Annotated in this window: 11 protein-coding genes; 3 read left to right on the top strand and 8 right to left on the bottom strand. The window is 67.5% G+C overall.

Annotation, left to right across the window (positions count from 1 at the left end; all coding sequences use genetic code 11):
* Positions 1-195 precede the first annotated feature (195 nt).
* A complete protein-coding gene (locus tag AB2U09_RS20725) occupies positions 196-558 on the top strand; it encodes a hypothetical protein (protein WP_459194646.1) in 363 nt (120 codons plus the stop codon).
* 27 nt (positions 559-585) lie between these two features.
* Here AB2U09_RS20725 and AB2U09_RS20720 read toward each other — a convergent pair whose 3' ends face one another.
* Complete coding sequence (locus AB2U09_RS20720; protein ID WP_459194645.1) at positions 586-2,283, bottom strand: CRTAC1 family protein; 1,698 nt, start codon at positions 2,281-2,283, stop codon at positions 586-588.
* 4 nt (positions 2,284-2,287) lie between these two features.
* On the bottom strand, positions 2,288-3,628 hold the full coding sequence (locus AB2U09_RS20715; RefSeq protein ID WP_459194644.1) for a DUF7405 family protein: 1,341 nt from the start codon (positions 3,626-3,628) through the stop codon (positions 2,288-2,290).
* 167 nt (positions 3,629-3,795) lie between these two features.
* On the opposite strand from AB2U09_RS20715, the gene AB2U09_RS20710 reads away from it, so the two are divergent.
* Positions 3,796-4,716 (top strand): HEAT repeat domain-containing protein, encoded by a 921-nt coding sequence (locus AB2U09_RS20710; protein WP_459194643.1) that lies wholly within the window; start codon positions 3,796-3,798, stop codon positions 4,714-4,716.
* Between the two features lie 136 nt (positions 4,717-4,852).
* Here AB2U09_RS20710 and AB2U09_RS20705 read toward each other — a convergent pair whose 3' ends face one another.
* From AB2U09_RS20705 to AB2U09_RS20680, 6 genes are all read right to left on the bottom strand, one after another.
* Positions 4,853-5,140, bottom strand: coding sequence for a hypothetical protein (locus AB2U09_RS20705; RefSeq protein ID WP_459194642.1), 288 nt, complete (start codon positions 5,138-5,140; stop codon positions 4,853-4,855).
* Positions 5,141-5,265: 125 nt separating this feature from the next.
* Positions 5,266-6,372: an oligopeptide/dipeptide ABC transporter ATP-binding protein gene (locus AB2U09_RS20700; RefSeq protein WP_459194641.1), complete on the bottom strand. Its 1,107-nt coding sequence runs from the start codon at positions 6,370-6,372 to the stop codon at positions 5,266-5,268.
* A complete protein-coding gene (locus AB2U09_RS20695; protein WP_459194640.1) occupies positions 6,369-7,505 on the bottom strand; it encodes an ABC transporter ATP-binding protein in 1,137 nt (378 codons plus the stop codon). Before AB2U09_RS20695 ends, AB2U09_RS20700 begins: the two co-directional genes overlap by 4 nt.
* Before the next feature lies 1 nt (position 7,506).
* Positions 7,507-8,538: an ABC transporter permease gene (locus tag AB2U09_RS20690; RefSeq protein WP_459194639.1), complete on the bottom strand. Its 1,032-nt coding sequence runs from the start codon at positions 8,536-8,538 to the stop codon at positions 7,507-7,509.
* The gene (locus AB2U09_RS20685; protein ID WP_459194638.1) at positions 8,525-9,532 is read right to left on the bottom strand and encodes an ABC transporter permease; all 1,008 of its coding nucleotides are present in this window, start codon (positions 9,530-9,532) and stop codon (positions 8,525-8,527) included. The genes AB2U09_RS20690 and AB2U09_RS20685 overlap by 14 nt, the downstream gene beginning before the upstream one ends.
* A gap of 56 nt (positions 9,533-9,588) precedes the next feature.
* Positions 9,589-11,445: an ABC transporter substrate-binding protein gene (locus AB2U09_RS20680; protein WP_459194637.1), complete on the bottom strand. Its 1,857-nt coding sequence runs from the start codon at positions 11,443-11,445 to the stop codon at positions 9,589-9,591.
* A gap of 420 nt (positions 11,446-11,865) precedes the next feature.
* Between AB2U09_RS20680 and AB2U09_RS20675 the strand changes: the two genes are divergently transcribed.
* Entirely contained in the window at positions 11,866-14,094 is a 2,229-nt protein-coding gene (locus AB2U09_RS20675) for a glycoside hydrolase family 3 N-terminal domain-containing protein (RefSeq protein ID WP_459194636.1), read from the top strand.
* Positions 14,095-14,145: the final 51 nt, after the last annotated feature.

Below are 14,145 nucleotides of genomic sequence, written 5' to 3'. Positions count from 1 at the left end.
GCTCTGACGGTGCCCGAGGAGCGCAGCGAGCCGCGGGAGTCGAGACGGCGGGGGCTTTCACGCTGTTTGCGGTCGAAGTAGTCCTGCAGTTTGCGGTGCTGTCGTCGTTCACATCTACCCAGTTACCGCTCAACTCAATACTCCCATACTTTCGTAGCCAGCACGCTGATTTAGCTGCAGCAGAGACGTGGGAGTATGGACGGCGACACGGCGCTGAACGCGGTCGGGGCGGCGTTAGTGCTGGCCGTCGTCGCCGGGCTCGTCGTGGTCGGTCTGAACTTCGCCGGGGGCGCCTCGGGCGATGGCGCACCGGACGTGAACTGGACGGTCGAGCGGGTCGACGACACGTCGGTCAGCGTCACCCACGCCGGCGGGGAACCCGTGCCGGCCGAGGAGGTCAGGGTGACGGTCGACAGCGTGAGTCGGTCGACTGACTGGGACGGGATGGTCACGGAAAACGAGAGTGCGGTCGTCGATGCGAGCGAGGGGTCGCTCGTCAGGATCGTCTGGAACGGCGGCCGGGGCGACCGCGAACGAATGCACAGCGAACGGCTCTGAGCGACACGTCTCGGAAATCTCGCCCTCTCAGTCGCCGTCGGCGCGCGTGAAGTTCGCTACCCGCTCGACGCCGTCCGGGGCGACGCGGTAGCGGGCGCCGGCGTCGACCTCGAAGGACTCCTGCCGGCCGTCGGGCCAGGTCACGTCGAGCGTGGCCGTCTCCGCGTCAGCGAGGCCGACGTGGAGCGCGCGGCTCTCCTGGGAGAAGAAGTCGCTCTGGTCGGTCTGGCGGACGACGGTCTCCTCGCTGTCGGCCGTGACGGTGACGTTCGCGCCGAGGGCCGTCGCGCCGTCGTCGTCGACGACTTCGAACTGGACGGCGCTGCCCTCGTCGACGGTGTTCTCGTAGAGGACCGTCGGTCCCTCGTAGGTCGAGAGGACGATGTCCCGGTCGCCGTCGTTGTCGTAGTCGAGCGTCGTCATGCCGCGGCTGTCCTGGTGGGTCATGCCGTGGACGGACTTGTTGACCCGGGCGAAGCCGGTCTCGTTGCGCTGCCAGACCTGCGGGACCGTCCACTTCGGGTCGTCGTAGTCGACCTTGACGGTGTGCTGGGTGCTGTGGATGAGGTCGCGGCGGCCGTCGTTGTCGAAGTCGGTGAGGCTGGCCGACCACCCCCACCCGCCGTGGCGGACGCCGTACTCGCCGGCCCTGTCGACGAACTCGCCGTCGCCCTGGTTGATCATGAGCGTGTTACCTTTGGTCCGCCCGGACTTGATGACGTAGCTGAGGAAGCGTTTGAGCCGGTTGTAGCGGTCCTCGCCCATCTTCTGCTTGTCGATGGGGATGTAGATGTTCGTCACGAAGATGTCCATCCGGCCGTCGCCGTTGACGTCCGCGACCTCCGAGGCCATGCCGTTGCGGGCGGTCGCGCCGCCGAGCAGGCGCTGGGAGAACTCGCCGCCGCCCTCGTTGAGATAGATGGTATCGTTGTTGTAGTCGTTCGCGACGTGGATGTCCGGCCGGCCGTCGCCGTCGAAGTCGACGAAACTCGCCGCGAGGCTCCAGCGGTCGCCCTCGATGCCCTCGACGTCGACGCGCTCGAAGGTGCCGTCGCCCGTGTTCTCGTAGAGGAAGTTCGGGTTACCGTTGTCGTCGGGGACGTGGCCGGACTGGTAGAAGTGGCCCTTCGGTCGGTCCTCGTGCCAGTCGCCGGACTGGTAGACGAAGAGGTCGGTGTCACCGTCGCCGTCGTAGTCGGCCGCGGCGGCGCCGAGCGGGTAGGTCAGCTTGCCGATGCCGACGTCCGCCCGCTCGAAGGTGCCGTCGTCGTTGTGCAGCGCGACCGGGGGCGCCTGCTTGCGGAAAAAGAGGAGGTCATCCCACCCGTCGCCGTCGTAGTCGACGACCGAGGCGCTCTTGTGCCAGTCCTCTAGCTCCGGAAACGACGAAGCCCGCTCGAATTCGCCGCCAGTGTTGCGGTAGAGGACGGGCCGCTCGCCGCCCATGACGAGCAGGTCGTCCCACCCGTCGCGGTCGTAATCGAGGACATAGACGGCGTTGTTGCCGGCGCCCACGCCGGTGCCGGTCCCCTGATAGCTCAGCCCGGCCTCGGCGGTCGCGTTCTCGAAGGTGATCGACCGCGACGGGGCGTCGTCGCTGCTCCCGCCGAGGTCGCCGAGGGCGCCGGAACAGCCCGACAGGACGACCAGCGCGGTGACGGCGAGGACCAGCAGGCCGCGAGTACGACCCGAAGCGGACGCGCGGTTCGAACGGCGGGGGCGCACGAACTCAGCCCTCCGGGAGCGCGCGCTGCTCGCGCGTCGGGACGACGTAGGTCCCGCGGTCGACAGTCTCGAGGTAGTCGACGATGCCGTGGTCCTCCGGGTCGACGTCCACGTCGTACTCCTCGACGTTCATCGACTTGCGCGCCTCGACGAACGACTCCAGGCGCCGCTGGACAGAAGAGAAGTTGAAGCCCGTGTGTTCGGGCGCGTCGGTGGCAAATCCCTCCGAGCGCCGCAGGATCTTCGGTTCGAAGTCCTCGCCACGGGCGCGAGCGACCTTCTGCGTGTGGCCGATCACGCCGTGCTCCTCGGCGTCGTCGGGAATGCGGGAGACGTCCTCCTCGGTGACCCCGCTGTCGCTCCCGAGGCCGGAGCCGTCCGGGCCGACGTCTTCGGGGTCGTGGGCAGGGCAGAACATCCGTTCGGTGCGGCCCTCGTGGTCGTGGTCGTACCACGCGTCGAGGTTCAGCCGCAGGCGCGAGAGGGCGAGCGTCGTCCCGCCCGCGAACCGCCCCTCCTCGATCTTCACAGCGTCCTCGCTGGGGAGGCTGTCCGTGAACGCCGACTTGAACCCCATCGAGAGTGGCGCTGTCTCGGGGATCTCCTCGTGGTCGAGCTTCTCGGCGGGGATGCCCTTGCCCGCGAAGCCCGTCCGGCGCTTCGCCACGGAGAAGACGCCGTCGAGCGACCCCTCCACTTCGACCCCGTTGACGGTGTCTCTCCGACCCATCAGCGCCTCTTCGGCGCCGAGGACAGCCGACCCGACATCGCTGGTCAGCACGACCACGGCGTCGAAGCCGTCGGTCTTCTCGGGATCCTCGCCCACCTCCTCCAGCAGCGTCTCGGGGCGGACGAGCGAGTCCGGCACCTCGCCGACCCGCTCGAAGTACCGCGGTGCGTACCCGACGAGGTAGAGCAGGCCGCGGTTGAACGTCGCGCCCGTCCCGCCGCCGGTACCCCACTGGAAGGCCCGCTCCAGCGTCTCGAAGGCGGCGTCGACCTGCTCGCGCTCCTCCTCGGTCGGCGGCGTCGACCCCTCGTAGGAGAGCCCGAGCACGAGCTGCTGCTGGGGCGGGACCGTGTTGCCGTGGGCGTCCAGCACGAGGTACTCGCTCCACTTGTGGACGGCATCGGGGAGCGACGACGGATCGCCCCGGGGGAGCATCCGCGACCCCGCCTCCGAGTCGGTCTCCTCTGCTTCCGCTGTCGGCGTCTCCGTCTCCTCGTCACCGAGCAGCGATCGTTCGCGAGCCAGACACGCCGACAGTGCGCTCGATCCACCGATCGCGACTGCCGATCTGACGAACTGTCGCCGCGGTATCCCGCGTTCCCGGTCCGGTTGCATCACTATTGGTACCGATTCACGCAGTTAAATTCCTTTCCCCTCTGTTCCCGCGTACGCGCGCCCCCGACGGTGACTATCGACGGTTCGTCAGCGTCACAGCGGCCCCGTCAGCACGCTGCGTTCACCTGACCGCCACGTATATACGAGCGCCGGGGGTGTCTGGAGACATGTCTGACGGGTCTTCCGAGCCGCTTTCGGGAGTCGATCTCGAATCGCTGACCGCGACCGACGTCGACCGCGATGAGGTGCGCGCCGCGCTCGAATCCGACAACCCGGTCGTCCGCCAGCGGGGCACCCGCGTCTGTGCCACGCTCTCGGCCCGCGACGTCGACGCGATCCGCCCGCTCGCCGCGGATCTGCTCGCCCGACTCGACGACGAGAGTCTCGCCGTCGCCCGCCACGCCGGTACGGCCCTCGTGTCGCTCTCCGACGCCTACCCGGGAGAACTGCCCAGCGACGTCGAACCGGTCGTCGGCTTCGCCGAGAGCGACCTCGGCGGCGTCCGCATGGTCGGCGCGCGCATCCTCGGGAACCTCGTCGTCGACCACCCCGACGCGGTCGCTCCCTACGTCGACCGGATCGTCGCCGCCGTCGCGAACTCCGAGGGGACCTACGAGCAGTCCGACCTCGAGGGACACGCCGAAGCGGCCCAGGAGGCCGACGACGTGGCCGCCGAGAACGTCGTGCAGGCCAACAAGGAGGAGGCCCAGAAGCGCGTCGTCGCGCGGGCCGCCCTCGCCAACATCGTCGTCGCCGTCGCCGAAGACGACCCCGGCGCCGTCGCGCCCCTCGTCGACGAGGTGGTCCCGCTCCTCGACGACCCGGATCCGAACGTGGTGGGCGCCGCGCTCGATACGTTCGGCGCGCTCGCCGAGGCCGACCCCGATTCGGTCGCATCCGCGGTCGACGCCGTCGCCGACTGCCTCGACCACGACGACGAGATGCTGCGCGCTCGCGCTATCCGGACGCTCGGGTTCGCCGGTGCGACCGAGGCGGCCGACCGACTGCGAACGGTCGCCGAGACCGACGGGGACGAGGACGTTCGCGACCTCGCCGCTGAGACTGCCGAGTTCCTCGAAACGAGCTGAGCGAGCGGGGCCCTTCCCGGCGGTTCTCGGCACCGACGCAACAGTTCTCGAAGGAGCCCCATCAGTTCTCGACTGCGACCGAGCCGTTCTCCAAGACGAGTTGATCGTTCTCTCCGACCCTAGCTGCGTTCTTTCGCTACGATTCGCTCTGCTCGGTCTCGCCCTCTCTGTACCGTTCGCCGAGCGATTCGTCGTCGTCCATCTCCCGGCGTGTACAGTACCAGAACGTGCCTCCGAACAGAGCGAATCCGATTCCGAGGATCCCGACGTCGAGCAGCGCGATGTTGTAGGCCACGGTGTTGGGTTCGAGGTAGAGCAGGGAGAAGACCAGCAGCGCGGCCAGCACTGAGAGGACGAGCAAGAGCGGCTTGGCCTGCTCGCGCTGGCTGCAGGCCGCGTTGAGGACGGTCTCGCGTGCGGACATACCCGTCGAGAGGGGACGCCTCCCAATGAAGGTGGTGGGCGAACCGCACAGCGACCGAACTGCGGGACTGTGGGTCGACGCAGCCGAAAGAAAAGTCGCGAGTCGGACCGGTCGGCGCCGGCGGTTCAGTCTTCGAGTTCCGGGCTCGACCAGTACTCGTGGTCCTCGAGTTCACGGAAGCAAGCGGTCGCCTGCTGGGCGTCCTCGACCTCGTAGAGTGCCGGTTCCTCGTCCACGCAGGCCTCGCGTGCCTCGGGACAGCGGGTGTGGAACCGACAGCCCGACGGCGGGTCCACGGGGTCCGGGACGTCGATCTTCCGCATGGGCGGCTCGCCGGCCCGCTCGGCGTCGAGGCCGAGGTCCGGCGTCGCCCACCGCAGGACGTTCGTGTACGGGTGGTGCGGGTCGTCGATCATCCGCTGGGCCGACCCGATCTCGGCGATCTGGCCGAGGTACATGACGCCGATGCGCCCGCCGCCGTGCTCGCTGAAGTAGCGGGCGTTCGAGAGGTCGTGGCTGATGAACACGTAGGAGGTGTCGAACTCCTCCTGGAGTTCGAGCATCAGGTCCATCATCTCCACGCGCAGGCTCACGTCCAGCGCGCTGATGGCCTCGTCGGCGAGGATGACGTCCGGGTTCATCAGCAGGGCGCGACCGAGCGCGACCCGCTGTTGCTCGCCGCCCGAGAGCTGGTGGGGGTACCGGTCGGCGAAGTCCGGTGCCGGGTTCATCCCGACGCGTTCGAGCAGCGAGAAGATGCGCTCGCGTCGCTGGCCCGAGGAGAGGTTCGGGTGGGTCTGGCGGAGCGGCTCGCCGAGGATCTCGACGATCCGCCGGTTGGGGTTGAGCGAACTCCCCGGGTCCTGGTGGATGATCTGCAGCGACTTGCGGATCTCCGAGAAGGGGATATCGGCGTTGCCGCGCTTGGCCTCCCAGATATCGGTGCCGCGGTACTCGACGGTGCCCCCGGTCGGCTCCTGCAGGCCGATACAGGTCTTGCCGAGCGTGGTCTTCCCGCAGCCGGACTCGCCGACCAGCGTCACGACGTCCTTCTCGTAGATGTCGAGCGAGACGCCGTCGACCGCCTGCACCACCTGCGGCTCCTCGCGGAAGGACTCGACGATGCCCTGTTCCTCCTCGAAGTGCACCTCGACGTCGGTCAGCGAGAGGATCGGCTCCTCGTCGCGGTCGTCGATGGTCGCACCGCTCGCGGGCTGGCGCGCATCGCTCATCGACGCTCACCCCCGTCAGACGAGTTTGACGAACCTCGCGAATCGGAGATTCGCTCACCCCCGTCCGCGGCGACGTCGCCGGAGCCGCCCGAGTCACCGGCTTCCTCGAAGTTCAGCGGAATCTCGGCCTGTGCCGCTTCCCAGTGGTGACAGGCGGCGCCGTGGCCCTCCGAAACCGTGTAGAAATCGGGATCCTCGCTGACGCACTGGTCGTCGGCGAGCGGGCACCGCGGGTGATACGAGCAGCCGTCCGGGACGTTCACCGGTGCGGGGCTCTGGCCCTCGATGGGTTTCATCTCCTTCAGCGGCGCGTCGAGGTTCGGCGTCGCGTTCAGCAGCGCCCGCGTGTAGGGGTGGCCGGCGTCGCCGATCACCTCGTCGCGCGGACCGATCTCGACCATCTGGAAGGCGTACATCACGCCCATGCGGCTGGCCAGCGAGGCGACCAGCGGCAGGTCGTGCGTGATGAACACCATCGTCAGGTCGTACTTCTGCTGGAGGTCCTTCAGCAACATCAGGATCGACCGCTGCATCAGGAGATCCAGGGCGGCGGTCGGCTCGTCCATCACGAGCACCTCCGGTTCGAGCACGATGCTCAGGGCGATGAGCGCCCGCTGTTGCATCCCGCCGGAGAGCTCGTGGGAGTACGAGCCGAGCACGCGGTCGGCATCGAGATAGAGGTCGTCGAGCAGTTCCCGGGCGAACGCCATTCCCTCCTCGACGTTCTTGTCGTGGGCCTTCAGCGTCTCCCGGAAGTGCGCCCCCACCTTCATCGTGGGGTTGAACGAGCTCATCGCGCCCTGGAAGACCATCGAGATCTCCTCCCAGCGGAACTTGTAGAGGTCCTCGTGGTCGAGTTCGAGCACGTCGACGGTCTCGCCGTCGCCCTTGTGATACAGGACCTTCCCGCTGAGCAGTCCGGGGTCGGGGATGGCGTCGAGCATCGCCGAGGCGAACATGGACTTGCCCGAGCCGGACTCGCCGACGACGCCGAGGATCTCCCGGCGCTCGATGTCCATACTCACGTCGTCCAGCACGTACGTTTCGCCGTCGTCGTAGGTCACCTTGAGGTTGCGGACCTCGACGATCGGGTCGTCGGTCGTGAAGTGCGATTGTTGGTCTGTGGTAGCCATCTCACATCACCTTCCCGCCGAAGGTATCCTCGTCCTCTTCGGCCGCGGTCGATTCGGACTCCCCGGCCAGACGGGTGCGGACACGCGGGTTGAACACGCGGTCCAGCCCCTGTCCGAGGAGGATCAGTGCAAGCGACAGCAGGCCGATGGCGAGCATCGGCGCGAGCAGCCAGTGGGCCGCTTCCGGGGCGAACAGCGCGCCGCCGGAGTAGGCCCGCTGGAGCGTGAGTCCCCAGTTGGTCTGCTGGTAGGGCAACACGCCCAGGAAGAACAGCCCCACCGAGGCGAACACGACGTAACGAGCCGCGAACACGAAGTTGACCGTGATGTACGGCATCAGGTTGGGGATGATGTCCTTCCGGAGGATCCGGGGCGTCGACACCCCCATCGTGCGCGAGGCCTCGACGTAACTCTCCTCGCGTATCGTCAGCACCTGCGAGCGCAGCGACCGTCCGAGGCCGGCCCAGTAGTTGATGTTGATGATGATCCCGACGAAGATGGGGTTGCGCGGGTTGAACGTGAACGCGAGGATGATCACCAGCGGGAGCCCGGGGATCGCCATCACGAGGTCGGAGAAGGACATCAACACGCGGTCGACGGTGCCGCCCTTGTACCCGGCGAGCGTGCCGACGGCGACGGCCAGGCCGGTCGCCCAGACGCCGCCGGCGAGGATCATCAGCAGCATCTCGTCGGTCGAGTGGATGATCAGCGCCATGATGTCCACGCCGGAGTTCGTCGACCCCAGCGGGTACGCCCAGTTCTGGAACGGCTGCATGTACCGCTCGGGCGCCTGGCTGGAGGTCGGCTCGCGCCACAGACCCGCGATGGCGACGAACGCCATCAGCACGTAGACGCTCATCAGCAGGAGTCCGATGCGGGTCCGCGTGTCGCTCCAAGCGACGACTGCCGGCTTGTAGATGTTCTCCTCGTAGAACTCCCGGGCGCGGTCGCTCCGGGAGACCTCCGGTGCCGAGGACTCGTCGCTGGTCCACTCGACGCCGCCGACGGTCGAGTCCATCTCAGAACGCTTCATTGGACTCACCCGATTTGACCCGCGGGTCGATCTTGCCGTAGGTCAGGTCGGCGACGTAGACGCCGACGACCAGCGTCACCGTGATGATGAGGAACGTGCCCATCATCAGCGGGTAGTCGTTGCTGTCCAGCGCGTCGAACAGGTAGTAGCCCAGCCCCGTGTACGAGAAGATGTCTTCGAGGATGACCGTCCCGCCCAGGCGGAAGCCGAGCAGGAGCAGGAATCCGGTGTACATCGGGAGCACGGCGTTTCGCGCGACGTAGCGCGTCGCGATCCGCGTGTCGGCGATGCCGCGCAGTCGCGCGACGCGCACGTAGTCCTTCCCGAGGATCTGGATGCTGTTGCCCCGCATGGCGAGCATCTGGATCCCCGCTTCCGCGACGGTGTAAGAGAGGATCGGCAGGAACGCGTGCTGGAGCGCGCTGATCACGAAGCCGACCGAGAGGCTCTCGCCCCGGAAATCGGAGCCGACAGTCCCGGCGGTCGGCGTGACCCCCATCTGGTAGCTCAGGACGTAGAGCAGGAGGATAGCGTACACGTAGAAGGGGACCGACATGACGCTGATCGAAAGCACCGTCATCGCGCGGTCGAACCGCGACCCCTCCCAGTAGGCCTGCAGCGCGCCGAAGACGATCCCCAGCGCGAACACGAGGACCGTCGAGACGCCGACGACGAAGACGGTCCACGGGGCGGCCCTGGCGATGATATCCGCGACCGGCTCCTGGTAGTGGATCGACTGACCCAGGTTCCCCTGGAAGAAGCCGGCGATGTAATCGACGTACTGTTGCCACAGCGGTGCGTTCGGGTTGATGTTCTGTAGCGCCTGGATGCGTGCCTCGATCTCCTGGGCAGACATGCCCTGCCTGCGGAGGTTGTTCCGCAACTGGGAGTACGGGCCGCCGGGCAGCAAGCGGATCAGCCCGAAGGTCAGCGTCGCCACCAGATAGATGGTGACGAACACTCTGGCTGTTCGTCTCAGGTAATAGTTGCTCATGGATTATGGTTGTCAGTTGCGCCAATAAAATTTGTGTGAACGGTTATCGTGGACCGTTATTTCGCCTGCAGTTCGCCCTGTCGCGGCAGCCAGTTGGCCGGCCACTTGATCTGCAGGATGTCGTCGCCCTCCGAGGGAACCTCCCAGTCGTCGTTGGTCAGCCAGGACTGCTCGAGCTTCCCGACGCAGGACAGGAACGGCAGTTCCTGGTTGTTGTGGTAGGCCAGGTTCGTGATGAGTTCCTGAACCTCGGACTCGTCGGTGGTCGTCGCGAGTTGCTGGACGGCCGACTGCGGCGTGAGCGTCACCTCGCCGTTCGGGCCGCCCGAGAGGGTGAACTCCTGGTCGGCCGGGTAGTTGTGCCCGCCGTCGAACGCGGTGGCGAGCAGCTGGTGGCGCAGGACGAAATAGGGGAACGCCGAGCGCGGGTCGCCGGGCGTCCACGGGCGAGCGCCCATGCTGAAGTTGCCCTCGACGAACGCGTTCGTCCAGTCGCTGCCCGGCAGCGTGTTGACCGTCGCGTCGATGCCGAAGGCGGTGAGCTGGTCGACGACCGTCTCGGTGGCCGTCGTCCAGTCGGTCCACCCCGCCGGTGAGATGAACTCGACCGAGAGCGTCTCGCCGTCTTTCGACCAGGAGCCGCCGACCTCTCCCTCGTAGCCGGCCTCGCGCATGAGTTCCGCGGCCCGCTCGTTCTGTGAGGCGTCGACGCCGTAGTCCTCGAAGCTGTCCATCGAGTCGCCGATCCACGTCTCGATGTCGTCCGGCGTGATGCCGCAGGGCACCGAGGCCGCGACCTTCGTGTTCGGCCCGGCGTTGTCGACGATGGCCTGCCGGTTGACGACGTGGGCGACCGCCTGGCGGACCTCCCGCTGGCCGAAGTGCGGGTCCTCGTGGTTGAAACAGATGCCGTAGCCCCACTTGGCCGGCGGGTTCGCCTCGACGACGTGGTCCGGGAAGTTGTTGACGACTGGCGGCGGCGCGAACAGGCTGATGTGCACGTCGAGTTCGCCGCCGAGCAGCCCCTGATGGCCCTGCTCGTTGCCTTCGCGGTAGAGGTACTGGTACTCGCTGAAGTTGACGTTTCCGGCGTCCGGGTGGTCGCCGAACCGGGTCAGCGTGGCCTGCTGGTTGTCCTTGCCCTCGAACTGCCACGGCCCGCTGCCGATGACTTCCTGATCCTCACCGTGCCAGGTGAACCCCTGCAGCCCCTCGGCGTCGCCCTCGTACTCCGAGAAGATCTCGGACTTGGCGTCGATGCGGAGCTGGGCCAGCTGGTGGAGCAAGATGGTCTCGTTCGTCTCGCCGGTCAGCTCCAGCACGACCGTCTTGTCGCCGTCGGCCTCCCAGCTGTCGACGAAGTCCGCGACGGGGTCGTTGACCAGCGTGAGCATCTCGAACTGCGTGAGGATGTCCTCGGAGGTGACGTCGTCGCCGTCGTGCCAGACGAGGTCCTCGCGGATGTTGAGGGTGACCGTCGTCCCGTCGATCGTGTAGTCGCTGATCGCGTACGGGATGAACTCCCCGTTGGCCGCGTCGTATTTCATGTACTGGTCGAACAGGTCGTACGTCATGTACGTCCCCACGTTCTGCGTCGCGTACGTGTTGAAGTGCAGGTCCGACGGGACGCCGTTGTTGGTCGCGCCCACGAGCGTCACGTCCTGCACCTCGGTCGACCCACCGTCGCCGCCGTCGCCGCCGTCGCCGCCGTCGCCGCCGTCTCCACCATCTCCGCCGTCACCGCCATCTCCGCCGTCACCGCCATCTCCACCGTCACTGTCCCCATCTCCGGGGGTATCCGTTCCACCACCGCCACCACACCCTGCAAGCGCGGCAGCACCCGACACGCCTGTCAGCTCGACGAACCGACGGCGGCTAATTACGTCGCTGTAGTCTCTGTTATCGCTTGCCATGACTCACTAAATTCCGTACATCCATAGTTAATAAATGTTGTGGATGTTTCGCTACATTATGGCCCGAATGTCGATCATCTCCGGGATATCGGCCGTCACTGCCGCAAATCGGATCGCTCGCTAATCGCAAGCAGTGGCCGGGGTGACGGTCGCCCACGCGTTCTAGTATATAACTGTTCGCCTACCCCCGTGTCACGTCCCGGCCTCCGGAAAACAGGCCCAGTCTCGGGATCGGCCTTCCGCCGCGGTTCGGAGACTGCTCTCACGGTAGGCGGCGACTATCGTCCCGAGACGGACTCTCGGCCGGTGCTGGGCCAACCGACACCGGGTCCCGGCTCCCGGCACCGCGGGCGCGAGCGGCCCGGGCGCGCCCGATAGCACCTCGCAATATTTATATAGGTGACAGATATCCATGCGAACATGCCAGAGAGTGGACGGGAGGCAGAGTATCAACGCTCGGAACTCCCGGTTTCGCGACGCGTCGCGGATCTCCGCGACCGGATGACGCTCGAAGAGAAGGCGGGACAGCTCGTGGGGACGTGGGCGGGGTCGATGCACCGCGATCTCGACGTCGAGGACACGAAGGAGCTGATCAGGGACAATCACCTCGGCTGTGCGGCCCCCTTCGGGTGGGGGGGCTCAGCGGGGACCGAGGTCGGCGAGATCGTCGACATCGTCAACGAACTCCAGCGGGTGGCGACCGAGGAGACGCGACTCGGCATCCCGCTCTTTCTCAACGTCGACGCCGTCCACGGGCACGCGTACGTCGCGGACGCGACAGTCTTCCCGAACGGCCTCGGTGCGGCGGCGACGTGGGACCCCGAGACCATCGAGGAGGGCGCGGCGATCACCGCCGCCGAGATCACCGCGACCGGCGCCCACCAGAACTACTCGCCGACCTGCGACGTGGGCCGCGATCCCCGCTGGGGCCGGGTCTTCGAGACCTTCGGCGAGAGCCCCCGACTGGTCGCCGAGATGGCCGCCGCGAAGGTGCGGGGCTATCAGGGCGACGGGCTGGAGGCCGAGGACACGGTCGTCTCGACGGCCAAGCACTTCCCGGCCTACAGCGAGCCCGAGCGCGGCGAGGACGCCGCGCCGGTCGACGTCTCCGAGTACAAGCTCCGCAACACCTTCGTCCCGCCGTTCGAGGCGGCGCTCGACGCCGGCGTCGAGTCGGTGATGCCCTGCTACAACTCGATCAACGGCGAGCCGGTCCACGGCTCGGCCCGATGGCTCACCGACCTGCTCCGCGGCGACCTGGGCTTCGACGGCACCATCGTCTCGGACTGGGGCGGCGTCCGCCACCTCACCGACGACCACAAGACCGCCGCGGACCTGCGCGAGGCGACCTACGACGCGCGGACCGCCGGCCTCGACGTCGCCTCCGTCGGGAACGACCTCGAAGCCCAGGAACTGGTCGACCTCGTCGAGTCCGGTGACCTCGCCGAGTCCGTCCTCGACGCGAGCGTCGAACGCGTCCTCGAACGCAAGTTCCGCATGGGGCTGTTCGAGGACCCCTACGTCGACAAGGAGGACGCCCTCGAGACCGTCGGCGCCGCCGATCACCAGCAGACCGCGCTGGAGGTCGTCCGCGACTCGCTGACCCTCTGTAAGAACGACGACTTCCTCCCCCTCTCGGGCGACGAGGACGTCTTCGTCGGCGGACCGAACGCCGACGACCTCGTCCATCAGGTCGGCGGCTGGTCCGTCGAGTCCGAGGAACACGTCGACGGGACGACGATCCTCGAGGAGATCCGCGCCCACGTCGACGGCGACGTGACTCACGAGCAGGGCGCGGGCCTCCACGAGACCCGCGACGTCGATGCGGCCGCCGAGCAGGCCGCCGATGCGGACGTGGCCGTCCTCGCGCTCGGCGAGGGCTGGTACCTCCACGAGTTCGGCGCCGGCGGCCCGCGAACCGAAACCGGCGAGTTCCCGACGCGCGAGCAGATCGACATCCCGGAGGCCCAGCAGGAACTGGTCGATGCGGTCGTCGAGACGGGGACGCCCGTCGTCGGCGTGCTCGTCACCGGCCGCCCGCTGGCCGTCGAGCGCCTCGACGAGCAGGCCGAAGCGGTCCTGATGGCGTACTTCCCGGGGACGATGGGCGGCAAGGCCATCGCGGAGACGCTCGTCGGCGAGAACGACCCCAGTGGTCGGCTCCCGATCACCGTCCCGCGCTCGGGCACGCAGGTGGACGTCCACCACGACCACCTCCACCAGCCGCGACCTATCGGCGACTCCGAGCATCCGGACTCCTACGACCCGCTCTACCCCTTCGGTCACGGGCTGAGCTACACCGAGTTCGAGACCGGGAAGCTCGCCGTCTCCGAGGAAGTACTCGGCCCCGGCGACACCGTCGAACTCGACGTGACGGTGTCGAACGTCGGCGACCGCGCCGGCACCGAGGTCGTGCAGATCTACAGCACGACGGAGTCGAAATCGCTCGTCATGCCGGAGCGGCGACTCCAGGCCTTCGAGCGCGTCGACCTCGACGCGGGCGAGTCCGCCACCGTGACGCTGGAGGTTCCCGTCGAACAGTTGGGCGTCTACGCGCCGGACGACGGCCACCGCGTCCAGCCCGGCCACTACGACCTCGTCGTCGACGACGAGGCTATCACGGTGACCGTCGAAGGCGACTACGTCTAGGCGACGCGAACGGGTCGAACGCAGTCGTCCACGTCCGACCGCAGTCGCGCC

Source organism: Halosimplex yunnanense, from assembly GCF_054504345.1.
This window is presented reverse-complemented; position numbering and strand designations above follow the sequence as displayed.

Coding starts and splice junctions, on each gene's coding strand:
- AB2U09_RS20725 (WP_459194646.1), top strand. CDS start 196: ATGGACGGCGACACGGCGCTGAACGCGGTCGGGGCGGCGTTAGTGCTG.
- AB2U09_RS20715 (WP_459194644.1), bottom strand. CDS start 3,628: ATGCAACCGGACCGGGAACGCGGGATACCGCGGCGACAGTTCGTCAGA.
- AB2U09_RS20710 (WP_459194643.1), top strand. CDS start 3,796: ATGTCTGACGGGTCTTCCGAGCCGCTTTCGGGAGTCGATCTCGAATCG.
- AB2U09_RS20705 (WP_459194642.1), bottom strand. CDS start 5,140: ATGTCCGCACGCGAGACCGTCCTCAACGCGGCCTGCAGCCAGCGCGAG.
- AB2U09_RS20700 (WP_459194641.1), bottom strand. CDS start 6,372: ATGAGCGATGCGCGCCAGCCCGCGAGCGGTGCGACCATCGACGACCGC.
- AB2U09_RS20695 (WP_459194640.1), bottom strand. CDS start 7,505: ATGGCTACCACAGACCAACAATCGCACTTCACGACCGACGACCCGATC.
- AB2U09_RS20690 (WP_459194639.1), bottom strand. CDS start 8,538: ATGAAGCGTTCTGAGATGGACTCGACCGTCGGCGGCGTCGAGTGGACC.
- AB2U09_RS20685 (WP_459194638.1), bottom strand. CDS start 9,532: ATGAGCAACTATTACCTGAGACGAACAGCCAGAGTGTTCGTCACCATC.
- AB2U09_RS20680 (WP_459194637.1), bottom strand. CDS start 11,445: ATGGCAAGCGATAACAGAGACTACAGCGACGTAATTAGCCGCCGTCGG.
- AB2U09_RS20675 (WP_459194636.1), top strand. CDS start 11,866: ATGCCAGAGAGTGGACGGGAGGCAGAGTATCAACGCTCGGAACTCCCG.